General features: G+C 68.0%; 28 protein-coding genes and 1 pseudogene. 11 read left to right on the forward strand and 18 right to left on the reverse strand.

Annotated elements, in window-relative coordinates:
- Nucleotides 1-21 precede the first annotated feature (21 nt).
- Both GO592_RS13035 and GO592_RS13040 read left to right on the forward strand, forming a co-directional pair.
- A complete protein-coding gene (locus GO592_RS13035) occupies nucleotides 22-453 on the forward strand; it encodes an ATP-binding protein (protein ID WP_037203841.1) in 432 nt (143 codons plus the stop codon).
- Nucleotides 453-1,250 carry a SigB/SigF/SigG family RNA polymerase sigma factor gene (locus GO592_RS13040; RefSeq protein ID WP_007298938.1) on the forward strand — a complete coding sequence of 266 codons (798 nt, stop codon included), beginning with the start codon at nucleotides 453-455 and terminating at the stop codon, nucleotides 1,248-1,250. Before GO592_RS13035 ends, GO592_RS13040 begins: the two co-directional genes overlap by 1 nt.
- Before the next feature lie 7 nt (nucleotides 1,251-1,257).
- Here GO592_RS13040 and GO592_RS13045 read toward each other — a convergent pair whose 3' ends face one another.
- A complete protein-coding gene (locus GO592_RS13045) occupies nucleotides 1,258-1,512 on the reverse strand; it encodes a hypothetical protein (protein ID WP_007298937.1) in 255 nt (84 codons plus the stop codon).
- A gap of 164 nt (nucleotides 1,513-1,676) precedes the next feature.
- On the opposite strand from GO592_RS13045, the gene GO592_RS13050 reads away from it, so the two are divergent.
- Entirely contained in the window at nucleotides 1,677-2,018 is a 342-nt protein-coding gene (locus GO592_RS13050) for a hypothetical protein (protein WP_007298936.1), read from the forward strand.
- A 219-nt stretch (nucleotides 2,019-2,237) separates the two neighbouring features.
- The gene (locus GO592_RS13055) at nucleotides 2,238-3,008 is read left to right on the forward strand and encodes a GAF and ANTAR domain-containing protein (protein ID WP_007298935.1); all 771 of its coding nucleotides are present in this window, start codon (nucleotides 2,238-2,240) and stop codon (nucleotides 3,006-3,008) included.
- A 2-nt stretch (nucleotides 3,009-3,010) separates the two neighbouring features.
- On the opposite strand, the gene GO592_RS13060 is transcribed toward GO592_RS13055, so the two are convergent.
- The 7 genes from GO592_RS13060 to GO592_RS13090 form a co-directional block, all read right to left on the reverse strand.
- Complete coding sequence (locus tag GO592_RS13060) at nucleotides 3,011-3,835, reverse strand: glycosyltransferase family 2 protein (RefSeq protein WP_007298934.1); 825 nt, start codon at nucleotides 3,833-3,835, stop codon at nucleotides 3,011-3,013.
- A complete protein-coding gene (locus tag GO592_RS13065; RefSeq protein ID WP_007298933.1) occupies nucleotides 3,832-4,836 on the reverse strand; it encodes a glycosyltransferase in 1,005 nt (334 codons plus the stop codon). The genes GO592_RS13060 and GO592_RS13065 overlap by 4 nt, the downstream gene beginning before the upstream one ends.
- The gene (locus GO592_RS13070) at nucleotides 4,833-5,960 is read right to left on the reverse strand and encodes a glycosyltransferase (RefSeq protein ID WP_007298932.1); all 1,128 of its coding nucleotides are present in this window, start codon (nucleotides 5,958-5,960) and stop codon (nucleotides 4,833-4,835) included. Before GO592_RS13070 ends, GO592_RS13065 begins: the two co-directional genes overlap by 4 nt.
- Nucleotides 5,942-7,009 carry a hypothetical protein gene (locus GO592_RS13075; protein WP_007298931.1) on the reverse strand — a complete coding sequence of 356 codons (1,068 nt, stop codon included), beginning with the start codon at nucleotides 7,007-7,009 and terminating at the stop codon, nucleotides 5,942-5,944. The genes GO592_RS13070 and GO592_RS13075 overlap by 19 nt, the downstream gene beginning before the upstream one ends.
- 49 nt (nucleotides 7,010-7,058) lie before the next feature.
- A complete protein-coding gene (locus GO592_RS13080) occupies nucleotides 7,059-8,501 on the reverse strand; it encodes an alpha,alpha-trehalose-phosphate synthase (UDP-forming) (protein ID WP_007298930.1) in 1,443 nt (480 codons plus the stop codon).
- Entirely contained in the window at nucleotides 8,498-8,953 is a 456-nt protein-coding gene (locus GO592_RS13085) for an STAS domain-containing protein (RefSeq protein ID WP_007298929.1), read from the reverse strand. The genes GO592_RS13080 and GO592_RS13085 overlap by 4 nt, the downstream gene beginning before the upstream one ends.
- A gap of 368 nt (nucleotides 8,954-9,321) precedes the next feature.
- Entirely contained in the window at nucleotides 9,322-9,555 is a 234-nt protein-coding gene (locus GO592_RS13090; RefSeq protein ID WP_007298928.1) for a CDGSH iron-sulfur domain-containing protein, read from the reverse strand.
- A 24-nt stretch (nucleotides 9,556-9,579) separates the two neighbouring features.
- On the opposite strand from GO592_RS13090, the gene GO592_RS13095 reads away from it, so the two are divergent.
- Nucleotides 9,580-10,626 carry an iron-containing redox enzyme family protein gene (locus GO592_RS13095; protein WP_007298927.1) on the forward strand — a complete coding sequence of 349 codons (1,047 nt, stop codon included), beginning with the start codon at nucleotides 9,580-9,582 and terminating at the stop codon, nucleotides 10,624-10,626.
- Between the two features lie 2 nt (nucleotides 10,627-10,628).
- Here GO592_RS13095 and GO592_RS13100 read toward each other — a convergent pair whose 3' ends face one another.
- The 3 genes from GO592_RS13100 to GO592_RS13110 form a co-directional block, all read right to left on the reverse strand.
- The gene (locus GO592_RS13100) at nucleotides 10,629-12,014 is read right to left on the reverse strand and encodes a WS/DGAT/MGAT family O-acyltransferase (RefSeq protein WP_007298926.1); all 1,386 of its coding nucleotides are present in this window, start codon (nucleotides 12,012-12,014) and stop codon (nucleotides 10,629-10,631) included.
- A 120-nt stretch (nucleotides 12,015-12,134) separates the two neighbouring features.
- The gene (locus GO592_RS13105; RefSeq protein ID WP_007298925.1) at nucleotides 12,135-13,301 is read right to left on the reverse strand and encodes an AI-2E family transporter; all 1,167 of its coding nucleotides are present in this window, start codon (nucleotides 13,299-13,301) and stop codon (nucleotides 12,135-12,137) included.
- Nucleotides 13,298-13,747, reverse strand: a complete 450-nt coding sequence (locus GO592_RS13110; RefSeq protein WP_007298924.1) for a DUF6292 family protein — start codon at nucleotides 13,745-13,747, stop codon at nucleotides 13,298-13,300. Before GO592_RS13110 ends, GO592_RS13105 begins: the two co-directional genes overlap by 4 nt.
- A gap of 121 nt (nucleotides 13,748-13,868) precedes the next feature.
- Between GO592_RS13110 and GO592_RS13115 the strand changes: the two genes are divergently transcribed.
- Both GO592_RS13115 and GO592_RS13120 read left to right on the forward strand, forming a co-directional pair.
- Complete coding sequence (locus GO592_RS13115) at nucleotides 13,869-14,579, forward strand: enoyl-CoA hydratase/isomerase family protein (RefSeq protein ID WP_037203807.1); 711 nt, start codon at nucleotides 13,869-13,871, stop codon at nucleotides 14,577-14,579.
- A 105-nt stretch (nucleotides 14,580-14,684) separates the two neighbouring features.
- Nucleotides 14,685-15,110, forward strand: coding sequence for a cupredoxin domain-containing protein (locus tag GO592_RS13120; protein WP_007298923.1), 426 nt, complete (start codon nucleotides 14,685-14,687; stop codon nucleotides 15,108-15,110).
- 5 nt (nucleotides 15,111-15,115) lie between these two features.
- On the opposite strand, the gene GO592_RS13125 is transcribed toward GO592_RS13120, so the two are convergent.
- From GO592_RS13125 to GO592_RS13135, 3 genes are read right to left on the reverse strand one after another with little or no spacing between them, the layout of a single operon-like run.
- Nucleotides 15,116-15,568: a nitroreductase/quinone reductase family protein gene (locus GO592_RS13125; protein ID WP_007298922.1), complete on the reverse strand. Its 453-nt coding sequence runs from the start codon at nucleotides 15,566-15,568 to the stop codon at nucleotides 15,116-15,118.
- Between the two features lie 8 nt (nucleotides 15,569-15,576).
- On the reverse strand, nucleotides 15,577-16,479 hold the full coding sequence (locus tag GO592_RS13130) for a DUF4436 family protein (RefSeq protein ID WP_007298921.1): 903 nt from the start codon (nucleotides 16,477-16,479) through the stop codon (nucleotides 15,577-15,579).
- 14 nt (nucleotides 16,480-16,493) lie between these two features.
- A complete protein-coding gene (locus GO592_RS13135) occupies nucleotides 16,494-17,654 on the reverse strand; it encodes a zinc-binding dehydrogenase (protein WP_007298920.1) in 1,161 nt (386 codons plus the stop codon).
- Nucleotides 17,655-17,784: 130 nt separating this feature from the next.
- On the opposite strand from GO592_RS13135, the pseudogene GO592_RS13140 reads away from it, so the two are divergent.
- Nucleotides 17,785-18,319 (forward strand): annotated as a pseudogene (locus tag GO592_RS13140) (carboxymuconolactone decarboxylase family protein).
- Nucleotides 18,320-18,360: 41 nt separating this feature from the next.
- On the opposite strand, the gene GO592_RS13145 reads toward GO592_RS13140, so the two are convergent.
- Both GO592_RS13145 and GO592_RS13150 read right to left on the reverse strand, forming a co-directional pair.
- The gene (locus GO592_RS13145) at nucleotides 18,361-18,786 is read right to left on the reverse strand and encodes a hypothetical protein (protein WP_007298918.1); all 426 of its coding nucleotides are present in this window, start codon (nucleotides 18,784-18,786) and stop codon (nucleotides 18,361-18,363) included.
- Nucleotides 18,787-18,944: 158 nt separating this feature from the next.
- Complete coding sequence (locus GO592_RS13150) at nucleotides 18,945-20,426, reverse strand: MFS transporter (RefSeq protein ID WP_007298917.1); 1,482 nt, start codon at nucleotides 20,424-20,426, stop codon at nucleotides 18,945-18,947.
- A 249-nt stretch (nucleotides 20,427-20,675) separates the two neighbouring features.
- Here GO592_RS13150 and GO592_RS13155 point away from each other — a divergent pair, with 249 nt between their 5' ends.
- Nucleotides 20,676-21,383 carry a hypothetical protein gene (locus tag GO592_RS13155; RefSeq protein ID WP_007298916.1) on the forward strand — a complete coding sequence of 236 codons (708 nt, stop codon included), beginning with the start codon at nucleotides 20,676-20,678 and terminating at the stop codon, nucleotides 21,381-21,383.
- Here GO592_RS13155 and GO592_RS13160 read toward each other — a convergent pair.
- Nucleotides 21,343-22,191, reverse strand: coding sequence for an alpha/beta fold hydrolase (locus tag GO592_RS13160; RefSeq protein WP_007298915.1), 849 nt, complete (start codon nucleotides 22,189-22,191; stop codon nucleotides 21,343-21,345). The genes GO592_RS13155 and GO592_RS13160 overlap by 41 nt on opposite strands.
- 158 nt (nucleotides 22,192-22,349) lie before the next feature.
- Between GO592_RS13160 and GO592_RS13165 the strand changes: the two genes are divergently transcribed.
- Nucleotides 22,350-23,096: a response regulator transcription factor gene (locus tag GO592_RS13165; protein ID WP_007298914.1), complete on the forward strand. Its 747-nt coding sequence runs from the start codon at nucleotides 22,350-22,352 to the stop codon at nucleotides 23,094-23,096.
- Here GO592_RS13165 and GO592_RS13170 read toward each other — a convergent pair.
- A complete protein-coding gene (locus tag GO592_RS13170) occupies nucleotides 23,072-24,037 on the reverse strand; it encodes an alpha/beta fold hydrolase (protein ID WP_007298913.1) in 966 nt (321 codons plus the stop codon). The genes GO592_RS13165 and GO592_RS13170 overlap by 25 nt on opposite strands.
- Before the next feature lie 53 nt (nucleotides 24,038-24,090).
- Between GO592_RS13170 and GO592_RS13175 the strand changes: the two genes are divergently transcribed.
- A complete protein-coding gene (locus GO592_RS13175) occupies nucleotides 24,091-24,630 on the forward strand; it encodes a TetR/AcrR family transcriptional regulator (protein WP_007298912.1) in 540 nt (179 codons plus the stop codon).
- Nucleotides 24,631-24,639: the final 9 nt, after the last annotated feature.

The raw sequence follows: 24,639 nt of genomic DNA on the forward strand, positions 1-24,639 counted from the left end.
CGACACAGACGTGGAGTGCAGATGGCCGAGGTCGACGAGGTTAGACGAATGAAAACGAGATCCGGTGTGCCCGTAGAACTTCGTGTGGCGGCGGAGTTCGAACAGTTGCCTGTGGTGCGCGCCGTCGCGGAAACTCTCGCCGTGCTGGGAGACTTCACGCTCGACGACGTGGCCGATATCAAACTTGCCGTGGACGAAGTGTGTTCGGAACTGATCGCGGCTGCGCCGGGAAGCGCCGAACTGACATGTTCGTTCGCCGTCACGGAGACGGGGTTGCACGTGACGATCAGTGCACCCCTCACCCGAGGCGGAGTGCCCAACCGGGAGAGCTTCGGCTGGCACGTGCTCGAGACGTTGATGAATGCGGTTTCGGTATCGGCGGGACCCGTCGGCAACGGGTCCGTCGAACGGACCGTGGCGGTGGAACTGGTCAAATACCGGGGCACCATCTAGTGTCTCCGGTTTCGGAACGCGGCGAAGGGCACCGTCTCGGCAGAGACGACTACAAGGACGTGGCGCCCGCGGTTGCGCGCCTGCGAGCCTTGGACGCGTCGTCCGGGGACGTGTCCGTCCTGCGCGACGAAGTCATCACACGTTGCCTTCCCCTCGCCGATCACATCGCCCGCCGATTCGGTGGGCGCGGCGAGGCGCACGAGGATCTGCTGCAGGTCGCCCGGCTCGGGCTGGTCAAGGCCGTCGACCGCTTCGATCCGGACCGCGGCTTCGACTTCGTGTCCTACGCGGTGCCCACGATCATGGGGGAGGTTCGCCGGTACTTCCGTGACACCGGCTGGTCGATGCGAGTGCCCCGGCGCATGCAGGAACTCCACGCGTTGATCACCAAGGCCGTCGACGAGCTGTCGCAGGAACTGGGACGGTCGCCCTCGGCCAGTGAGATCGCCGCCGAACTCGAACTCGACGTCCGGGAAGTGTCCGAGGGCCTGCTTGCGAAGAATGCCTACCAAACCTTGTCGATGGATGCGGCCATGGGTGATGATCCCGACGACCTTCCCCTCGCCGAGACTCTCGGTGAGGAGGATCCGGAGCTCGCGAACGTGGAAAGTCACGCCGCCGTGCGGCCGGCGTTGGAGAAACTTCCGCCGCTCGAACGCCGCGTGCTGATGTTGCGGTTCTTCGGATCGATGACCCAGACGGAAATCGCCCAGCGCGTGGGCGTCTCGCAGATGCAGGTCTCGAGGATCCTGGCGCGCACTCTGTCCGGGCTACGGGAGCAGTTGGGCGGCGGCTGACCACGCGTCACCCACCCAAACCCGCGACAGTCGATTCGAGCGACGCGGCGTGGAACTCCAGATCGCTCTGCGAGCAGTCGCGGTCTTTCGGGAGCTGCTCGCGCAACTCGTCCCGGGTCACGATGACCAGGGACTGATGCTCGTCGCCCAGCTCACCCGAATCGACGATGGTGGGGGCGCCGCTCTGCAGGATCAGGGCGGGATCCGGCAGTGGCGAATCGAGAAGTGTCTGCAGGTGGGTCGCGGTCACGTGGGTGTTCATAGTGCCCGGCATACCCGGACATACCGCGTTCGAACCCCGCCGGTTGATGCTGCCGCGAGTCGGGCACCCGGCAGTCGTCGTCGCACGAAGGGAGAGAAGGCTGTTGCATCACCGCGCTCCGGCGCCTGTGCTCGTGGGCGTACGGCGATTCCGATCAGCCGGCGATGCTCGGCGACCGCATCCTGGCGGTCGCGGTGGGCGCCGGAACCGGTGGACGGCCCGATCGTTGGGCCGAACGGTCGGCGCAGGTGCGCGTGCAACTGGACGACGCCCTCGACGCCGTGGCCTGGACGGCGGAGAGCGCGCGCCAACGTGCGACGCGCCGCCGGTCCGGTCGCCGCCGGAAGGAGGTGGGGACAGGCGGTCGTTTCGTGGAGGCTCTGGCAGAGGTGATCCGATCCGAAGTCGCCTTCGCCGACAGCCGCGACGCTCACGTCGCCGCCCGCCGGACGGCGGAGGAACGGCTCGGCAACTTCGAGGATGCGGTGCCTCCCACAGCGGTCTGACCCGGGGTTCGTCGATGAGCGCCGGCAGCATCCTCCGGCCGTGTGCGGCGGCGCTGAGCTTGCTGACCGGGGAATCTCCCGGCTCGCCGTCCGGGACGGGATCGGTGGACGAGGACGGTCCCGGGGTCGAGTAAAGTCTTCTCGACGGTAGAGACAACTGCTGCGTTCGTTCAGTGGGTGTCCTGTCGGTTACACCCGGAATTTGAGGTGTATCCGAGAATGGCCGAGACTGTGGGTGAGCACCCTGAGTCGATGTCCCCCGATCTCGACAGCGCGACGATCGCTGCCCAATTGGGCTCCTTGGCAACCGCGTTGGACGAGTTCAATCGCAATTCCGGTTCGCAGGTGGAGATGAGCCTGCTGCTTCAGCGGGTCTGCGAACAGGTGGTGGACGCGATCGCCGACGCCGACATGGCCGGGATATCGCTGCTACGCGACGGGCGGGTAGTGACCGTCGCGTACACGGACGAGGCGATCCGTGAGATCGACATCGAGAACTTCCAGGCCATCGACGGCGACTACTTCGGTGTCGCAGGAACACGGAAGGTCGTCAAGGCCCGGCTCGGGGAGGCCGCGGCCCGGTGGCCGTCGGTCGCGGACAATCTCGACCAGGCCGGTATGCGCAGCTTCCTGTCCGCGCCGCTCGCCGTCGACGAGGCCCTCGCCGGCACCCTCAACATCTACGGGCGGGGGGATCACGGGTTCAGCGAACTCGACGCCGTGGTGCTGCTCGTCTACACGACGGCGATCGAGGGTTTGCTGAGAAGCGCCCGCAGCGTGGAGCTGGCCCGGAACGAAGTCTCGGGCCTCACGAGGGCCATGAAGTCCCGCGCGGTCATCGAGCAGGCCAAGGGCATCGTGATGGCGCTGCGGGGCGTTTCCGCGGACCAGGCGTTCGAGATCCTCGTCGCGCAGTCGCAGCAGGAACACATCAAGTTGGCGGAGGTGGCGCGCCGCATCGTCGAATCGGTGACGACGAATCCCGAGTGAGGTCATGTCCTCACCCACGTATGGAGGTCGCGGTCGTACTCGATCAGACCGCCGGCTTCGAACGCTTTCAGCCAGCCCCGCATCGGCCACCGCCCCCAGCGGCGGTGGAAGGTGCGGGCGTTGGCGAGGATGTCACGCAGATGCTCGACGGGCGGATCGGACACCGGATGATGCTGGTGGAACGCGTCGGCTCCGCCCACCCATCTCAGACCGACGCCCGCGGCGCGGGCGGTCTGCGCGAAGTCGGTGTCCTCCCCGCCGTAGCCGGAGTAGTCGGTGCAGAACCCGCCGACATGCTGCCAGGTCGCGCGGCCGAGCGCGAAGGACAGTGACCAGAACAGATCGAAATCGGTTCCGGCCGTCACGGACCCGTTCGGCGGTGCGGGGCGCGCCGGGTGCGGGGATCGCAGCTGGTCGAGCCCGTCGAGGTCGTATCCTCCGGGACCGGGCGGCGGAAGGTACGTCACGGGGCCGCACAGCAGGGCCGACCGATTGCCCGGATGCTCGGCCGCCGACACGTAGCGGTCCAGAAGCTCCTCGGAGGCCATGCAGTCCACGTCCAGGAAGACCAGTAGATCGGCGCCGCCGGCGAGCGCGGCGGCCGCGCCGATGTTGCGTGCGGCCGCCAGTGGCAGTCGTCCCTCGTCATGGTCCAACCAGATTCCCCGCGCGTGTCCATGTGCGGAGACGGCGTCCATCGTCCGCGGGTCACCCATTGCGACGACGACGTGGTCGTCGCAGGCGCGCCGGCTCCGTCCGAGGGAACGCAGCTGCATCCGCAGGTGACGGTCCCGGTGCGCGGCGATCGTCACGACCGCGACCTTCATGTCACCGATTCCGCCCGTTTCGCAAGACTGTCGATGACTGCCGCTGCACGGGGGGCGGCACCCGCGGTCTGCCAGCACACCCAGCGTTCGCCGCCGAGGGCGAGTGCCCGGTCGAGGAGGGCCGGCCACCGGTTCAGCTCCGGCCACTGCGGTACCGTCACGGCGAGTCCTCCGCGGGCGAGTGCGTCCGCTGTGGCCTCCTGTTCCCCGAACGGCCGCGGCTGGGCGATGACGATCGCAGGGCGGCGCGCGGCGGCGATCTCGGCGAGGGAGTTCTGGCCGGCATCGGAGACGACGACATCGGCACCGCACAGCTCCGGCCACGGGTCGTTCACCCACGGTGCCCCGGGAACCCCGAGCGCCTGCCATCGGTATCCGCGGTGACGGTGTGCACATCGACGGACGTCGGCGAGCGTCGCCGCTGTGCCCCCGGCACCGCTGAGAACGAGTATCCGCGGGCGGGCCGAGTCGGGGCCGCCGGCGGGTGCGCGGCCGTCGAACCGGCTGATTCCTCCGACGAAGGTGGTTTTGTGCGCGAATTCCCGCAACCACTCCGGGTCGTACATTGCCTGCGGCCATGCGGCGACGATGTGGTCGGCCAGCCGGTAGCCGAGGTGATGGGCTGGATCTGTGCGTTCGCCGGGCATCGCGATCACCACCACGGGCACGCCCAGCAGCCGAACGAACGCCGCCACCTCCACCGATACGTCGACGACGAGCAGGCTGGGGTGGGTCTCGTCGACCCACGACGCTATGCGGGACATGCGAGTCCGCAACCCGACGTCGTGCACGGGTGCCCAGTGCAGAGCATCGTCGGCGGTGGGGTTCTCGGGGGAGGAACCACGGTCGTCGCGCGCCAGTGAGACGCTGTCGGCGAACGGGGCGCCGGGAGCGATCGGCGCCGAGGACAGCGCGGTGACGGGCGTGTCCAGAGCCGCACAGATGCTCGACGCGCGCATCCGATGCCCCGACCCGTGGTGGTGGATGTAGTAGCCGATCACGACGCCTCCCGCCGCTCGCCGTCGGCGCGGACACGGTTCGCCGCGAGCCGACGGTAGATACTCACGTAGGCATCCACCATGCGGCGTTTGGAGCAGTGCGCCCGGGCGTGCGCTCGCACCGCCCCACGTGGCAGCGCGACGACCCGCGGTATCGCGTCGGCGAGGGCATCGACGTCGTCGGGCGGGACGAGGCGACCACAGTCGGCGGACACCACCTCGGGGATACCGCCGCGCGCGAACGCGGCGACGGGTGTGCCGCAGGCGAGCGCCTCGGCCACCACCAGCCCGTAGGGTTCGTCCCACAGTGGAGTGATCACGGCCGCCGCCGCACGACCGATCGCTGTCGCCAACTCGGGCTGGGTGAGGTGCCCCAGATAGGTCACGTCGGCACCCAGCAGGGGTGCGATCGTGCTCTCGAAGTAGGCAGGATCGCTGATGGGTCCGGCGAGATGGATCGCGAAGCCCGCGCGGCGCGCCGCCGCGACCGCGACGTGCGCACCCTTCTCGGGTACCAGTCGGCCGAACCAGATGAGGTCCGTGCCGCCGGCCCCTTCGGGCCAGCCGTCGACGTCGACACCGTTCGGCACGACATCGATGCGGTCGACGGTGTGACTCCACGCTGCCGCGGTGTGCCTGCTCACGGCCACGAAATGTGCGTCGGTGCCGGCCCGGACGGCGAGGGCCGATTCGAGCCACGGAGTGGGCGGTGTGTGCAAGGTCGACAGCACCGGTATCGGAACCGCGGGGGCCATGGCTACGGGAAGGTAATGCAGGCTGTGGTTGTGCACCACGTCGAACGACCCCGCCAGCGGCCCGGCGAGATCGAGCATCAACCGCAGATACGCATGGTGCTCCCGCAGGAAGTCCATCGGTGGCATGGACACGTCCTGCTGGGCGGCGACACTCGTCGCCAAGGTCTCCACCGTCAGGTGGGCGCAACCGAGGCCCGGATCGGATCCTGGTCCGGCGAAGAGACTTACCCGATGCCCGTCGGCGCACAGGCTTCGCGCCAGATGCCAGACGTGCGATTCGAGGCCGCCGGGGAACGGTTGCCGGATGGGGTGCCGACTCGAGGCGATCAGGGCGATGCGGAGCGCATCGCCGTTCACGGCAGTGCACGCCACGACAGCGCTCTTTCGTACAGGTCGTGGTGTGCACGCGCGAGGAGGCGCCGCTGTGTTGCGCGCGCGTCCCACGTCGCCCGGGCCGTCTCGGACCCGTACAGGGTGCGGATGGCTCGATCGAGCGAGGTCGCGTCGAAGGATTCCTCGTCGAATCCGTAAGTGGCGCAGTCCTGTTGCTGCGAGTAGAAGCCGCACGTCGGCGCAGCCACCGCGGTGCCGAGGTCGTGGCATGCCTCGAGCCATCCGGAGTGGGTGCCGAAGCGGTACGGCAGCACCGAGATCGACAGCGACGACAGATAGTCCCACAACTGGTCGTCGGAGAAATACGGGTGGACACGCACCTCGACGCAGTCGGCATCTCGGTACTGCAGTAGTCGCGCCGCCGCGTCCGGCGCGTACCAGTAATTGCCCGGTTCGAAGATCTCGTCATGGACGTCGATCTGCAGACGCGCTCCAGGTAGCCCGGAGACGGTCCGGGCCAGGGTGTCCAGTACCGGGAACGGATCCATGTTGGCGCGCAGGCTCTTGACGTGGACGCCGACCACGAAGTCGTCCGAGTCCGGGCGGGGACGCTCGATCAGAGGCCGCTCCACGACGTGCGGGTGGTCGAGAACGGTCGCGATGCGGGCCCAGTTCGCGTCGACAACCGCGGCCGCGCCGTCGGTGAGGGTGACCAGTTCGGTGGCGGCAGGCACCAGTACGTCCAGGATCTCGAGGTGCGGCTCGGGGTCCGGGTGGTGCGGATTGCGGAGGTCGTGCACCGTGTACACCAGCGGCTTTCCGCGGACGGACAGTTCGTGGACGATGTCTTTCATCTCGGCCGGATCGATGGCGTCGAACCCGAAATGAATATGGAACACGTCGAAGTCGCGATGGTGGCGGCTGATCCATCCCGGATCCAGCATGAGCGGTGGCCACCATCCGCCGGGGACCTTGCGACCGTCCGCCGGGACCGGATCGGGGAGACGCACGACGTCGCCGCCTCCGTCCGGGTCGGCCAGATGACGAACGTAGACGTGTGACTCCGGGACGGAGGCAACGCGAATCATGGGTACTCCTTCGGCCTCTGCCGAGATACGACGGGGGTAGTGCGACTGATCAGTCGCCGGCGACCGGAGACAGCGCGCCGAGGAACGACTGCGCCCAGCGGTGCACGTCGTGGTCGAGCACCTGGCGGTGCAGCCGCGACATGCGGCGCCGTCCCTGCTCCCGCTCCTGGTCGAGGGCGGCCATGATCGTGTTCTTCACTCCGTCGAGGTCGTGCGGGTTCACCAGGTAGGCGCCCCGGAGTTCGGCGGCGGCACCGGCGAACTCGCTGAGCACCAGCGCCCCACCCAGATCCGCTCGACAGGCGACGTACTCCTTCGCGACGAGGTTCATCCCGTCACGCATCGGGGTGACCAGCATGACGTCGGCGGCCAGGAACAGCGCGATCAGCTCGCTGCGATCGACCGGCTGATAGAGGTAGTGCACGACCGGCCGGCCGATCTGACCGTGATCACCGTTGATGTGGCTGACCTGCTCCTCGATGGAACTGCGCATCTTCATGTAGTGCTCGACGCGTTCACGGCTCGGGGTGGCGAGCTGCACCATCACGGTGTCGGACGGATCGAGCCGGCCCTCGTCGAGCAGTTCGCCGAGCGCCGAGAGCCGCAGGTCGATGCCCTTCGTGTAGTCGAGTCGGTCGACTCCGAGGAGGATCTTGCGGGGGTTCCCGAGCTCGCGGCGGATCTCGGCGGCCCGTTCGACGATGGCGGGATCGGTGGCCTGTTCGACCAGTTGCCGCGAGTCGACGGAAATGGGGAACGCTCCGACCTGCACGACCCGGTCGTCGAGTGTCACCCGGCCGAGTGCGCTGCGCACGCCGACGCCTGCGGTGGTGGTGTCGAGTCCCAGCAGCCTGCGCGCCAGGAACAGGAAATTGTTGGCGCCGCCGGGCAGGTGGAAGCCGATGAGGTCAGCGCCGAGCAGCCCCTCCACGATCTCCTTGCGCCACGGCAACTGCATGAACAGTTCGACGGGCGGGAAGGGGATGTGGAGGAAGAACCCGATGGTCAGGTCGGGGCGCAGCTCCCGCAGCAGACGGGGCACCAGCTGCAGCTGGTAGTCCTGCACCCACACCGTTGCGCCCTCGGCCGCGGTGCGCGCGGTCTCCTCGGCGAAGTGGCGATTCACGTCCAGGTACGAGTGCCACCAATCCCGGTCGAAGACCGGCGCCACCAGCACGTCGTGGTACAGCGGCCACAGCGTCGCGTTCGAGAATCCTTCGTAGTACAGCGAGACCTCGGCCGAGCTCAGCTCCACCGGGTACAGGTCGATCCCGCCGGAGACGATCGGTTCGACCTTCGTGTCGGGCACACCGGGCCAGCCCACCCAGGAACCGCGTTCCCGGTCGTGAAGGATCGGTTCCAAGGCTGTGACGAGGCCTCCCGGGCTCCGCTTCCAGCGTGTCGTCCCGTCGTCGAGTGTCTCCATGTCCACGGGCAGTCGGTTGGCGACCACCACGAAGTCGGACGTGCCGTACGGAGCAGTGTCTTTCACGCCGAGCGCCCACCCTGGTGAATTGCCTCGGCGACCAGCCGGAAGGCGTCCTCGAGGTCGGCGCAGAAGGGGATTTGTGCAGCCATGTGCATTGCCGTCAACGGCCTGCGGAGAGCGGTGTTGCCGGTCACCGCCCACGGCACGGCGAGCCTGCGGGCGCGACCGGCCATGATGTCGAGTATCGGTAGGGCAGACGCGCAGAAGAACTGCACGTCCGTGAGGTCGAGCACGAACGGAAGTCGTTCGTTGATCGCCTCGTCGAGGTGGTTCCCGAAGGTGTGGAGGGTGGTGACGTCGATGTCACCGGATATCCGGACGACGAGAATTCCGCCGGCACCGGGCGCACTGACGACGGAGAGCCGCCCGTGCTCAGGCTCGACGGCCCAGCTGAACAGCGTCGAATTGTCGGCAGGGTCGTAGCGTGTCGGCAGCGCACTGAGAACAGATTTCATGTCGTTTCCTCACGATCGAGCGACGTAGGAGACAGGCACGAAATAAGGCGCGTGAACCGTGCCCGTCCATTGCGGCTGGGGGCTCAACCGTGCAGGACTCTGACGTTACCCCATGGTGTCAATAACGGGGACGCGTTTCTCACCCCACCATCACCGCCGATGTCGCGCCGTTCGCGTTTTCGGTTGTCCCACTGCACTTCTCGACGGCACGTCCGGCGGCACAGCGGGAGCCCGGCGTAGCTTTTCCGCGGAGTGGGTAACCGGTACGGATGGAAATCATCGCCATCGTGATCCTTGTCGGCGTCGTGACGTTCGTGATCGCGCGCCGCCGTGCGCAGAGTCGGAAGCAGAACTGATGCGGAACAGTCCTACGGGCGACGCCGCTTCTTGTGCGAACTGTCGCAGAAGGGAGCGATGCTCGTCCGCCCACACCGGCACAGCGCCACGGTGGCCCGATCGCCGCCGAGCGGGTTACCGTCGGTGTCGAGGATCCGCGCAGCACCCCGCACCAGGAGTGGACCATCAGGGCAGACGGTGATCGTGACGTCGGACTCGTCGGCCCCGGCAGATTCGTCGGCCCCGGGAATGGGAATGGAGTTCATATGACTACTTTGCACTCTCGGTCGATGTCGGACACGGTGGCGCAATCGGGAACGTCGATGCCCTTCCCGAAGCCGCGCGGTCCCGTCAGCGATCTCCTGTTCTCCATTCTGCGCGCCGACGGCGCCGATGCCGAACCGTTCGTGGCGGCGGCACGCTCCCTCGCCTCGTCGGCGCGCGACAGTCCCCGGGCGTTCCTCGTCGACGAGGACGCGCAGATCTGCCTGACCGCGCTCTACGAACTGCACCTGCAGGGGATCACCGGTGTCGGTGACGAGTGGGAGTGGAACAGCGACCTGATCGCCGCCCGATCGGCGCTCGAGGTCCCGTTCGACGCCGCGATCCGTGACGTCGCCGACGCGCCGACCGGCGCCGAAGACGTGGTGACAGCGCTGTGGGCGATGACCGCCCCCAGCACGGCGCCGGGGCTGTCCGGTCACATGGCCCACGACGCGGATCTCACCCAGTTCCGGGAGCTGCTGATCCACCGTTCGCTGAACCAGTTGCGTGAGGCCGACGTGCACACGCTCGGCATTCCGCGGCTCGCGGGTGCACCGAAAGCGGCGCTGGTGGAGGTGCAGTCCGACGAATACGGCGGCGGCAGGCCCGAGAGGATGCACTCGGCGCTGTTCGCCACCACGATGCGCGAGCTCGGGCTGTCCGGCGACTACGCGCACTACATCGACGCGGTGCCCGCAGTGACGCTGGCGTCCCTCAACGCGCTGTCCCTGTTCGGCCTGCACCGCGGCCGTCTCGGGGCCCTGGTGGGGCACCTGTGCGCGGTGGAGACCACGTCCGCACTGCCGAGCAAGAAGTACGCCGCCGGACTGCGCCGCCTCGGATTCGGGAAGGCGGCCACCCTGTTCTTCGACGAGCACGTGGAAGCCGACTCCGTGCACGAACAGATCGTCTGCCGCGACCTCGCCGGCGGGCTGGTCGCGGCACGGCCCGCAGTAGCCGACGACATCCTGCTGGGGGCCGCGGCCTGCCTGGCCTTCGACGACCTCGTCGGCGATCACGTCACCCGGTGCTGGGAGGAGAACCGCACGTCCCTGCGGCAGCCACCCGGTTAGGGTCAGGTGCCGGACGCGGCGACCGCGTGCTCGAGGTCGCTGAGCGACGTCTCCAGGTGCGTGATGATCCGCTGAAGATGGGGGACGGCGTGCCGATCGCCTACGACGCCGACGTCGAGCTGACCGGACCGACTGGTGAGGGTGAGGCTGAGCGCCTGACCCCCGAGGACCGTCGGCGCCGGATAGACCGCGTCGAGGCGGGCGCCGTTCCAGTACCGCGGCCTCGACGGGCCCGGCATGTACGAGATCATCACGTTGAACGGCGGGGGAGTGTCGTCGACGAACCGGCGGACCGGCTCGAGCAGGATCGGGCTGATCGCCAGCGCGCTCATCAGCTGGAACTGGGTGTGGCTCAGCGCGCCGAACACACGGTTGGTGTGCTCGACCGATTCGCTGATGCGAGCCAGGCGTGCCGCCGGATCCGCTTCGTCGGTGGCGAGGCCGACGACCATCGCGCCGACGCCGTGATCGCGGCCGCGCGGACCGATCATCGTGCCGCCGAGGTCGAGGGGCACGGGCAGCATCGCCGTCAGCGGCGCGTCCGGCAGCGCGTACTGCTCGAGGAGATACTGGCGCAGCGCCCCCGAACACATCGCGAGCACCACCGCGTTGATCGTGGTGCGGGCCGCGGTGGCCACCGACACCAGGCGCCGGATCGGCCACGACCGTGCCGCCAGTTTCCGGGCCCGGCCGACCGGAACGTTGAGCATCGTGGGCGGTGACTGCAGAGGAAGGGTCAGATGTTGCTCGCGGACGCCGTCGTACGCGACCTTCGCGAGCGCAGGCAACACCCCGACGATGCTGGTGGCGGCCCGCACGCCGGCCCGGACCATGGCCACCGGCAGCACGGATTCCCGCCGCGGCGTGCCGGCGACCCCGGGCGTCCACGGTGCGGGGCAGTCGCGGGCGTCGGGGTCGGTCGACAGGGCGTGATGGAGAAGTCGCAGCCCGGCCGGTCCGTCCATCAGCGACAGGTGAATCTTCGAGAACACGGCCGTCCGTCCGTCGGCGAGCCCCTCGATGACGTGCATCTCCCACATCGGGTGCTGCGGGTCGAGCGGCATGCCGTGCATCTGGGACACCAGCGACAGCAGATCCTCCATGCGGCCCCGGCCCGGGACCGCCGTGTGCCGGACGTGGTAGCCGAGATCGATGCGGTCGTCGAACGACCACCAGGGATAACTGGCGCCCCGGAGCGGACGTACGGCGCGCCGGCGGAACGTGTCCGACGCGCCCTCGTGCGAGATCAACGCCTCGAACATGGCCCGGGCATGATCGGGCCCCGACTCGGGCGGCGGTTCGAACAGTTCGAGCGCACCCACGTGCATGGGATGCGACGGCGTCTCGAACAGCACGAACATCGCCTCGGTGGGACTCATCACCGACATTCAGCGCCTCTTTCTCCATGCTCGGAACACGGCCCGAGCATGCCCCGGCGCATCCCACGTCTCCAGGGTAAGCAGAACACGGAAACTTCTTCCGCACGGCCGTTTTCGTGCCCCGCCTGCTCAGCCGCGGTCGAGCTGCGGAAACACCGTCTCGCGGGCGAGAAGCAGAACGGCGGCGGCGACAGGTATCGCGAGCAGCGCCCCGACGATCCCCAGCAGTGCGCCGCCGATGAGGACGGCGACGACGGTGACCATCGGGGGCACCTTGACGGTTCGGCCGATGATGCGGGGAACGAGAAGGTAGTCCTCGAACAGGCGGAGGGCGATGAAGAAGACGATGGTGGCCAGTGACACCGGCAGGGACACGGTGAGGGCGACCAGCGCCACCACGACACCGGCGAGGGTGGATCCGACCACCGGAATCAGATCCAGCACGGCGACCAGGACGGCCAGCAGCAACGGGTAGGGGACGTCGAAGGCGACCAGCCACACGAACGTGAGGACGGCGGTGATCAACGAGATCAGGAGGTTCCCGAGCACGTATCCGCCGACCTTCGCGAAGATTTCGTCGCCGATCAGAATCGTGCGTGGACGCCGCGAGTTCGGGGCCAGGCGGTAGATCGACGACCGGATGTGCGCGAAGTCGGCCAAAAAATAGGCGGTGAGCACGACCACGATCACGGTGCCGCTGATCGCGCTGAACACGAACTTGCCCGCACCCACGATCCCGCCGACGACGATCGGTACATTGCCCGCATCGAGTGCCCGGCGCAGTTCGTCCTGCAGATGGAAGCGGGTGCTGAGTTCCCCCAGCACCGGGTAGTTCTGCTCGAGGTGCCCCAGGTAGTCCGGGGCGTTGTGCACGAGGGCGCCGCCCTGCGTCACCATCGGCGGGATCGCCGCGGCCAGGAACCCGGCCAGCACGGCGAAAGAGAGGACGAAAACCGTTGCGACCGCGGCCCATCGGGGAAATCCGTGCCGCACCAACCAGGACACGGCGGGTTCGAGGCCGATCGCGAGGAATGCGGCGACGGCGATCAGGACCAGCACCCCGCGGGCCGCGAGAACGACCTCGATCAGGGCGTACGTGACGGCGACACCGGCGGCTCCGGCCATCCCGATCAAGAACGGGGACCGGCGATCGAACCGCGGTCCGGGCTTCCCGAGCGGATGCGCCGCCGTGCTGATGCGCGCCGCGCCCTCCTCCGCGGCGATGATCGGCTGCTCCTGCGCGGGGGAATGCGGTTGGGCCACGCTGTCGTCGTGGCCCCCGGCGGCCGTGGTCACGGCCGGCGGACGACTCTGTCCCGCCGTCCGCTGCCGGTAGCGTCCCGCCCAATGCGAGGACACCGATCCGCGGCGGTCGACGTGCCGGGACCGGTTGTCGGCGCAACCGGCGATGCGGGTGTCGAGCGGCAGTAGTCGTCGATCAACTCCACCGCGTGTTCCGCGCACACGGCGGGTGACGGCATCCGCCCGATACCGAGGCCGGCGATCACGATGACGCTGCGGCGGCCCAATCCTTCGACGCCGAGCGACCAGCCGAAGGTCCGGTTCCACGCCAGCACCGCGTTGCGTCCCGGCAGATAGTGCAACCGGAGCGGCAGAACGAGGACGACTTCGATGCTGTCGCTGTCCCACCAGTCGATGGAGTCGGCGTGAACGCTCCTGGCCACCGTGTGGATGTAGTCCCGAACGGTGCGGGTGTCGGCAATGCCTGTTCCGCTCTTCATCGTCCACCGCCTCAGCTATTTGACGATCGACATACCCGGCCCCGCGACAGTTGAAACTTCACCCACCGAGGTGTGCGTGCTCGAGGGGCGCGACGCGCCCGTCTCCGGGTAGCCTCGCCGCATGCCTTACGTGGAGCGCTCGGGAGATGTGTTCGTCCTGTACTTCGGTGAGGAGGGGGAACCGGACAGCGAGAACGCCTTCCACCCGGATTGGATCGACAAGGTCGAGGGCCTGCTCGATCAGGTCGAGCAACACGACGGTCCCGCCGCACTGGTGACGACGGGACTCGGAAAGTTCTACTCCACCGGTCTCGACACCGCCTGGGTCGTCGCCAACACTGACAAGCTGAACTCCTACATCGACCGTGTGCAGGCCCTGTTCGCGCGGATCCTCACCTTCCCCCTGCCGACCGTGGCCGCCCTGACCGGGCACACCTTCGGCGGCGGCGCAATCCTTGCGGCGGCCCACGATCACCGGGTGATGCGTGAGGACCGCGGCTACTTCTGCTTGCCGGGCATCACCATCGGGGCGAGTTACGCGCCGGGCAGCATTGCGCTGCTCGCGGCCCGCCTGCCCGCGCGGGCCGTGCACACCGCCCTGGTGACCGGCCGTCGGTACGGTGGCGTCGCGGCGAGCGAGCTCGGGTTCGTCGACGAGGTCGCCCCCGAGCAGCACGTGCTCACCAGGGCCGTCGAACATGCGCAGGGCCTCGTCGCGACCCGCGGACGCACACTCGGTGAGATCAAGTCCTCGCTCTACGCGGACGCCGTCGCCTCGCTCCGCACCCCGGTGGCGAACCTCGAGACGCAGGAGGCGCTGAACGGCGGCTGACGAGTCACGGGGCACACGAAGGGTGCAGGCCGTGAAAACGGGTACTACTCCCGCGAGGAGCGGGGCGTCGGGCATCCGTTCTCACCGTCATCCGGAGGCGACACCATGAAACGCGTTCTGACACTTGTCCTGCCGATCCTGCTGGCCGTCTTCGCGCTGGCCGCGTGCGGAAGCGACGGTGACGACTCGTCCGGTTCGGCGGAAACGGCGTACGGCGGGGACCATCCCATGTCCGGCATGCCGTCGATGTCCATGTCGATGCCGATGTCGATGCCTGCGGGGGCTCAGCGGGAGATCGTGATCTCCGATTTCACGTACACCCTGCCCGGCACGTTCGCGCCGGGAGAAGAGGTCACCGTCCGCAACGACGACACCGCCGAACACACCGTGACGGCGGACACCGGCGACCTGTTCGACGTGGAGGTTAAACCGGGTGCGACCGCGACGTTCACCGTCCCCGGTCAGCCGGGCACGTTCGCGTTCCACTGCACCTATCACCCGAACATGGTGGGCACGCTCGAGGTTCGGTGATCCCGTCAGTCGAGCGGCTCGATGCGGAAGACCTCGCACCGGTCCGCGGCGGCCGCGAACGCCTCCGGGGAGGAGTTCGCGACCGTCCCGGCCTTGAGGAACATGGTGACCCCGTGCGGCACCCGGGTCGGGAACTCGCGGAGGATCCGGCCCCGCTCCGACACCGGCAGCGCGACCAGTCGGACACGCTCGCGTCGCCGCCCCCGGGTCAGCTCACCGCGCCCGGCGGCCCGGGCGTTCTTCGCCCAGTCCGATTCGGCGTATCCCGCGACGACGTAGCGCCGGCCGTCCACCTCGTACGGTGAGACGGGCGTCGACCGCAGCACGCCCGTCTTCCGGCCGGGGACGGTGAGCGCCGGCATCGGCATCGGTACGCCCAAGCGATGCAGGCCCACGATCACCCTGTTGACGTGGGCGAGATACCAGGGCGGCAGCACTCTTCCGGTCCGGCGCACCATGTCCTCGACTATTCCGAACCCGGCGCTCTCGTGGCAACCACCTCGTGCCGTCCGGGCTCGCTGTCCCGCCACCAGCAGAACACGAACAGGGCCAGCGACGCGACGAGTGTGGAGACCACCCACACCGTGAGGGCGATGTCGACCCACGACCCGATCGGCGGGCTTCCCGGCAGGATTCCGCGCAACGGCACGACGGCGAACAGCATCGCGGCCATCCAGCCCAGCATGTCGGTGTTGACGGCGCGCTTGCGGCGGAACGTCTGCAGCGCGACGAAGGCGGCGAGGCCCGCCAGGATCGTCATCATCAGCAGCAGGATTCCGGCGTAGATCAGGTTCCCGCCCGTGCGCGCGAACATCAGCGCGGCGCCGGTGCCGTTCCGGGAGAGGTCCGTGTCGACCGCCACCGCCTCGGCGCGCGCCTTCCACCCGTCGACCCGGCCCTCCAGCAACAGGGCCGTGGGCACCAGTTCACGGTCGGCGCCGAGCCCCTGATACGCCTCCACCACCATCGGATTCACCTCGAACCGGTCGAACGGCCAGTACGCCGCGTTGCCGGTGGCGATGAACTCGGTATCGAAGGTCGTGGCCGAGGCGCCCGCCCGGAAGACGATCTCCTCGTGGCTGGTGCTCGGGATGAGAAGCAGCGTGATGTCCCGGTTCAGTGTGTCGCCGTTGGCGTGAAGGAAATTCTCACCGACGGTAATCGTCACCTCGGCCTGCACCCGGTCGGTCGTCGGCTGCAGCGACTTCGCCGTCACGAGGACCACGACCTCGTCGCTACCGATCTCGAACGGTTCGTCGTCGTCGCCGGTGCGGCTGCTCAACCCGTACACGATGAGCGACGCGGCGTAGATCAGCGCGAGGAGAAGCGCCGGCACGGCCCACTGGAGCCGGGGATGGTGGGCATTCATGGGCGTTCGGCGAATCACAACGAGACGGAGACGTTCTCGGGGTCGATCAGGATCTTCGCGTGCACCTCGGGGCTGCCGAGCGCGGTGAACGCGGATTCGACACCGGCCAACCCGACCGTGCCGGTGATCAGCGGCGTCGGATCGACCTTTCCGTCGGCGAGCATCTGGAGTGTGTCGCGGAATTCGCGGGGATCGTAGGCGATGGCGAAGCGAAGGTCGATCTCCTTGTTGATCGCCAGTGCGGGCCGGAAGGAGTCGGACTCCATGCAGACCCCGACCACGACGACACGTGACCGCAGCGGCGCCCCGGCCAGTATGCCGTCGATGACTCCGGGCATCCCGACACACTCGAAGACGACCGGCCCGGACGGTGTTGCGCCCACCGCGTCGGCGAGGGTGAAGGCATGCCACCGCGGCAGCTTCGGGATGCGACGCAGCTTCTCCATGGTGTCCAGCCCGAGGGCGAGCACCTCCGTGATGGAGGTCGTCTCCCTGCGCCGCGGATACGACGTCCAGGGCGACGCCGCGGCAGGATCGACCACGACGTCGCCCCCGCAATGCCGGGCGAGTTCCCGCCGACGGGTGGAGAAGTCGGCGGCGACCACGGTGCGGACACCGGACGCCTTCAGCATGCTGATCACGGCGAGACCGATCGGGCCACATCCGATGACGATCGCGGCGCGGCCCTTGCCGACGTCACCCTTCCGCACCGCGTGCCACGCCACCGCCATCGGCTCGGTCAGTGCGGCCTTCTCCGCCGACAGCCCGTTCGGCACAGGCAGGGTCATCGACTCCTGCACCACCACCTGTTCCGCATAGCCGCCCGGCGCCGAGGCCGACAGCCCGGTCAGGTGGATGTCCGAACCGGTGCGGACGACGGGCAACGCAACCACCGCGGTACCCACCGGCCACCGTTTCCGGCAGCCGGGCCCGTAGTGCGCAATGGTGCCGCTGAACTCGTGCCCGAGTACGACTCGCTGGTGGGAGCGCATGAAGTCGCGGTAGCCGGTCTCGGCCGCCAGTTCCGCCATCTCGTCGGCGTGCACGCGGGCGTGCAGGTCCGAGCCGCAGATCCCGCACCGGGACACATCGATCAGCACCTGACCCCGGGCCGGGATCGGAGCCGGGATGTCACCCAGCTCCAGGCGAGTCTCGGTGCAGATGACAGCCTTCATGCTGGGCTCCTCGGGTGCGGCGCGGTGGGCCTCCGCTCCGAACGTAGAACACTCCCGACGCCCACACACCACGATTGCCGAATGGTCGCCACAGGGGTTCCCGTCCCGGCGATGGGTGCAGACCGACAGCATGAGCGTCCTCGGTCAGATGGACTCGTTTCGTCGCGTCTTTCCCACCGCCCGCCGTAACCGGGCAGACCTGTTGCGCTGGTTGCGGCGCCGACCGCAGCTACTCGCCGCCGTCGGGTTCCACGAGTTCGCGCTCGCGACGAGCGCAGGGTCGATCCCCGCCTCAAAGCGCTCGGCGAGATCAAGGCGGCCGCGCTGACCAACTGCGAGTACTGCCTCGACATCGGATCGGCGTTCAGCCGTGCTCTCGGAGTGAGCGACGCGCAGTTACGCGCTCTCCCGACATTTCGTGAGAGCAGCGAATTCGACGACACCGAGAAGCTGGTGCTGGAGTTCGCCGAGGCCATCACCCGCACACCCGCCCACATCGGCGAGGCCCTGCGACGCCCACTGCTCGCCGAGTTCTCCGAGGCGCAACTGACCGAACTCGCCGCGGCCATCGCCTGGGAGAACCACCGCGGACGTCTCAATCAGGCGCTCGTGTCCGGCCCTCGGGGTTCTCCGACAGCGACTTCTGCGTCGTGCCCGAGCAATAGCCGACGGAGTCTCCGAACTCGGTCCGATCGACGCCAGATAGTCAGCGGCAGCGGGAACGGGACAACCCGCCGAGCACGAAACCCAACCCGATGCCGAGCATCCACACGTCCTTCGCGACGGCGATGCCGTTCTCGTTCGGCCAGATGCTGCCGGGGTTACGCAGCGCGGGCGTCCTCGCGTACATGGCCACGAGGCCACCGGAGAACCCGGTGAGCGCCGCCCCGGCCACGGCGGAGGGCACAAACGGTGCGAGTAGTGCTGCGCCCGTGCCGATCTCGGCGACCGAGAGCAACTTGATGAATCGTTCCGGAGGAATCGCGTTCAGGAACGGGAACGCTCCCGCCGCCATACCGTGAATCCCCTGGGCGGTCTGCTCGTCCGCCGACCATTTCTGTATCCCCGTATGGAGGATGAAACCCCCCGTCGCGATGCGCGCGGGAAGGTCGCCGAGTGTGGTCAGTCGCATGGTGGTCTCCTGTCGTCCGGGTCGAACCAGAGAACTGTTCCCCTCCTCAGCCTCCCACTCGGTCGACGGCCGGGAGCGGTTTCGACGAAGCAGGGGCGCCTGCTGATCGTCGCCGCGCCCTCGCGGAGCCGCGGCGACGACGGTGCGTGACCGGCGGCTCAGTGGGCGAGGACGACGGCCCCGTCCGTGTCGGCGGCGGCCGCTGACCCCGAACCGGGTGCGCTCAGCTGCGAAATCCGGCGGGGCAACGCGAAGGCCACGATCGCGCCCACTAGTGCGGAGATCGCGCCGATCACGAACGCGATCGTGATGCCGGTGTCCGTGTAGAAGACCGCCCCCTGCATGACGGTCGCGATGTGCGAGTTCAACACCGAGAAGGCGATCACCGGAAGGATGGCGGGCAGGATGCTCTGGAACACCGCCACCATGCTCGCCGTCGTCGCCTGCAATTGCGGCGGCACCGCGGCGATGAGCAGGTTCGGGATGGAGGCGTACCCCATGCCCATTCCCACGCCGAGGAGTGCGGCGAATCCGATCAGGAGTGCCTTGTCGTCGTGGATCATCGCCGTGAGCAGGCAGGCGGCGGCCATCACGAGCATGCCCACGACCATCAGGACCCGGGGGCGGACGTTCAGGGGAACCAGGGTTCCGACGATGAGTCCGCCGATTACCACGGCGCCACCCAACGGTGCCTGGAAGATCGCGAATCCCTCTGCGCTGATGCCGAATCCGTAACCGAGACCCAGGATCGCCGGGGTCATGCACATCATCGGGAGCATGATCGTGAACACCGAGGACGTGCCGTAGCAGAAGCCCGCGCCGAGCGCCGTCAGCAACACCGGCCGCTTACCGAAGAACCGGATGTCGATCAGCGGGTCCGCGAGCAGGCGTGCGGACACGATCCACGCCACCAGCAGGGCCACACCGCCGGCGATGAATCCGATCGTCGACCCCGACGTCCAGCCCCACGAGGGCCCGAAGCTCACCCCGACGAGGATGCCGGCGAGTCCGGCGCCGAGGAGCGCCGCACCGATCAGGTCGATGCGGGAACGCAGGCGCACGGGCGACTCCCCGGTCGTCGCCCGGATCAGGACGCTGAGGATCACCAGGCCGGCCACGAAGAACCAGAAGATGCTCCGGAAGCCGAAATTGTCGATCAACCGGCCGGTGAAGAACGGCGCGGGGATCGCGATGAGTCCCATGCCGCTCGTGGCGATGCTGACCGCCAACGCCACCGTCCGGGCGGGGAAGACGTCACGGATGAGCGAGTAGCTCAGGAACAGGCAGGGCACGAGCAGACCGGTGAGTGCGCGGCCGGCGATCAGCACTGCGTACGTCGGTGCTATCGCCGAGATCAGCGACCCGAGCGCCGACAGGCACACGGCCGTCAGCAGGAGCTTGCGCTTGCCGTGCGTGTCGGCGAGCTTGCCGATCAGCGGGCAGGTGATCGCTCCCACCAGCAGGAACGACGTGAGCAACCACGCGCCCTGGGTCGTCCGGTAGTGGGTGACGATCTGCGGCAATGCGATCGAGATCATCATGTAGCTGACCGCGAGCATCTCCAGAAGCAACACGATCGAGGCGAGCGAGAAGATCAGGCGGGGCGTCCATCGCTCGGTGGTCGCATGGGTGACCATCATCGGGTCCTTTCGAATACCTGCCCGGGACTCGGGGCGGTGCCGCGGCACAGCGGCGACCCGAGCCGGGCGGTGGGGGTGGGTGGTCACATTCGGTGGTCGAAGTCTCGTGAATGTGTAATTGACATCACAGTTCTCGGGGATGCGGCACGCCATGCGGCGTTCCGCCCAGCGGGAAACCGACCGGAGTGCGTGTTCGCCGGTTGACGCGAATCGGTGATTCCCGGTCCCCACTCGAGCGAGGATCGACTCATGGCCGAAACACAGCGCGAGAAGGAGTTCCACCGGCTGAGAACGCCACGCTCGGCGGCCGTCGCGGGGATCGTCTTCGCCGTGCTGTTCGCAACCAGCCTCGTTCTGCTGCGGACCGCGCTGCCGGCGGACCCGTTCGACGAAACCCCCTGGGTGGGGAGCGGCGAGACGCGGATCAAGGCCGCCCTGCTGCTTGCTCCGTTCGCGGGGATCGCCTTCCTCTGGTTCATCGGCGTCATCCGCGACCGGCTCGGCGACCTCGAGGACCGATTCTTCGCGACGGTGTTCCTCGGCAGCGGATTGCTGTTTCTCGCGATGGGTTTCGTCTCGATGGGGGTGGCGGGCGGCGTCCTCGCCATTGCCCGCCACTCGGGCAGCTCCGCGAACGAGATCGTCTACTTCGGCCGCGAGATCATGCTGCAGATCAACCACGTCTACGCGCTGCGTATGGCCGCGGTGTTCATGATCTCGCTGGGGACGATCTGGCTGCGGACCGGCCTGATGCCGCGATGGCTCGTCGTGACCACGTATTTGCTGGCTCTGGCTCTGCTGGTGATCGTCGACTTCAGCCTGTGGACGACATTGGCATTCCCGGCGTGGGTGCTGCTGGTCAGCGTCTACATTCTGGTCCCCGGACGCCGCGCGAGCGCGGTCGCCGACCGATCGCTCAGGTCCGCGCCGGCGTTGTGGAGACGAAGTCGTCGATGATCTCGACCACCGCGGCGGGATCCTCCAGGTGGGGATAGTGCCCGACCCCGTCGAGGACGGCGAGCCGGCTCCCGGGAATCGCCTCGTGCGCCGCATATCCGTGCGCGACCGGGATGATGCCGTCCGAATCGCCCCAGATCAGTTGCGTCGGGAGACCCTCGTTCAGGTACAGGCGGCTCAGCGCGCTCACCGCCTGCCCCCGATGGTCGACGACTGCGCGGAGCGTCCGCAGAAACGCCTGCCGGGTGGCCGAATCGGACAGTGACGAGTAGGCGTTCCACATCTCGTCACCGCGTACCGAGTGGATTCCGACCGCCGAAAGCCAGCCACGGACCTTGTTGCCGGCGTCACGAACCACCGGGGGCGCCACCAATGGCAGGAGAAACTCGGACCCCGGCGCCGCCAGCAACCGCAGGGTCCAGTTCACGTCCGGTCCCAGTCCGCCGCTGCCGATGAGGACCAGTCGGTCACACAGTTCGGGATGCTGGTAGCTGAACTGCATCGCCACCCCGCCGCCGAGGGATTGACCGATCACGGTCACCCGTTCGATGTCCACTTCGTGCAGGAGGTCGCGCAGCCAGGCGGCGAACGCGCCCAGCGAGTAGTCGCCGCGAGGCTTCGCGGAATCACCGTGGCCGGGCAGGTCCGGCGCCAGGACCCGGTACCGCTGCGCCAATTGCGGAAGAATCGCACGCCACGTCGCAGAACTTCCCGCCATCCCGTGGACGAGCAGCAGCGCCTCGCCCTCACCGCTCATCCGGTATGCGACTGCCTCCCCGTGCAGTGCGAGGTGCTGGAGTTGGGACATACAACGACCTCCCGATCGGGTGATGCTGCGGCCTCTTCGGTAACGATAGGGGAGTTTCGCTCGATATCGTCATCAACTGCGGCGTGGGAACTTGATCTCAGCCCCCGGTTGATCTAGCTGGCACCCCAAACAAGGCTCGAAAAACAGGAGGAACCCGCATGAACTCTGTGTCGAGCCCGGCCATCGCTCGTCCGCGTGTTCTGCTGATCGACGCCGACGTCGAGACATCTCTCGTCGACCGCCTTCGGGATGGGGGATTCTTCGTCACGAGGACGTACGCGGAACCGGTGCGATCGCGGATCGAACCTCCCGACGTGGTCATCGTCGACGCGCGATCGCCGCATCTCGACGCCGACACCACGGTGCGGGCGTTGAAAGCGATGCGATTCGCGCTCGCCATCGTGGTGATCGGCACCTTCCGTTCCGGCGACCGCCGCAGTGACCTCCTCGAGGCCGGCGCCGATGACGTGATGGAGATGCCGGTCGGGGCGGACGAACTCGTCGCACGGCTCCGCGCGATCCTCCGCCGGGTGAAGCCCGACGTGTCCGCACAGGCACAGCCCGGCGCGCAGGACGTCTGCCTGTGCGAGGAGTCTCACGAACCCGACCACGACGGGCTGCGCACCACCCTGACCCGGACGGAATTCGTCCTCTTCACCGTGCTCGCGCAGAATGTCGGCCGAGTCGTCACCCGCCGCGACCTCATGCTCATGGTGTGGGGTGTGACGGTCGAATCGAAGACGAACGTCCTCAATGCCTATGTCTGCTCGCTGCGGCGGAAGCTGGTGGCCGTCGGATCGCCGTACGTCGTCCACACCGTGCGCGGCGTGGGATTCGCGCTCGGCGAGGTCGAACGTCCGGGGAGCATCGATTCCGTCCGTCAGGTGCCTGTCGCCGCCTCGTGACACGGACCCGGCTGCGCGAAGAATTCGAGCGCCCGTTCGAGCACGACATCCGGCGTCTCGTCGACGAGGAAATGTGAGGCGCCGTCGACGAACTCGACACCGAAGTCGTCGGTGCGCTCCTCGAATCCGCCGAGGAACTCCGGGCGCACGATGGGGTCTTCGGCGCCGATGAGCGCCCGGGTGGGGGTGCTGAGCCGGCAGTGCCTGTACGTGCCGGTCATGATCCGCGCGGCCTCGCGCATGATGAAGCAGCGGTAGAGAGCGGACGCCGCGTCGGAGCGGGCCGGTTCGCGCAGCCGTTCGGCGAACAGTTCGATGTCCCGCTCCGACCAGGCGTTCCGGTTCGTGGTGAAACCCCGCAGCAGGTGGTAGGTCAGCCGTTGATGTCCCCGGCCGAGCAGGCGTGGACCGAAGAACGGTGCGGCGATCACGGGTTGGAACCAGCCGTGCCGGGCGATCGTCAGCAGCAGCCGTGGGTCGAACCGCACGAACGGGTGAGGGACACCGAGGCTCACGTACTTCCGGACACGGTGGGGCGCGCTCAGGCACAGCTCGTATCCGAGCAGTGCGCCCCAGTCGTGCGCGATCAGGCAGACCCGGTCGAGTTCGAGCGCGTCCAGCAGCGCCACGACGTCGGCGAGCAACTGCTCGCGGTCGTATCCGGTGGGCGGGGCGTCGGTCCAGCCGGCGCCGCGAAGATCCGGGCAGATCACCCGGTAGTGCGCGGCCAGCCCCGGGAGTATCCCGCGCCACTCCCACCAGTGCTGGGGGAAACCGTGGAGCAGCACCGCCGGTTCGCCGTGACCGGCCTCGGCCACGTGCATGCGCAGGCCGGGGAGTCGGAGGTAGCGGTGCCGGACACCGTCCAATGCAGGAAAGGTGTTGTCCGGCTCGCCGTTCGGGCCGGAAAGTCTGTCGTTTTCGCGGGCCGCGTGTCTCATGACCTCACGTTACTACGATCATAGTGCCAAATCACTATGTTTATAGTAGCGGTGTGACGCCAACGAGAACGAGAGCGCTCGACGCAGCGATCGACCTGGTCGGAACCGAGGGTCTGCGATCGCTCACCCACGCCCGGGTCGACGAACGCGCCGACCTCCCGAAGGGAACCACGTCCAACTACTTCCGTACCCGGGCGGCGCTTCTCACCGGCACCGTCGACGCGATCGTGGAACGCGAGATGTCCGAAGTCGGCGTGCTGGCACCGACATCCGCAGAGGACCTCGTCGATGCGCTCTGCCGTCTGATCGACTACACGACCGTCACCAACCGAACCGTCACCGCCGCCCGGCTGGTCCTGTTCCTGGAGGCCAGCCACGACCCTGCTCTCCGGGAAGCGCTGGCGCGCGGACGCACAGCCATGGAGGCGTCGGCCGTGTCGGCATTCCACCGGCTGGGAGCACGGGATCCGCAGACCGCCGCCACCGCGGTCATGGCCTGCGCAGAGGGGGTGATCCTGCATCGCATCGCCCGGTGGGACACCACGGATCCGCGGCCGACGTTCACACTGGTGGTGCGGGCTGCGCTGAACTGACGTCCCGCG

The sequence above is a fragment of the Rhodococcus sp. 21391 genome, assembly GCF_016772255.1.
In the GTDB taxonomy this organism is placed as follows: Bacteria; Actinomycetota; Actinomycetes; order Mycobacteriales; family Mycobacteriaceae; genus Rhodococcus_F; species Rhodococcus_F opacus.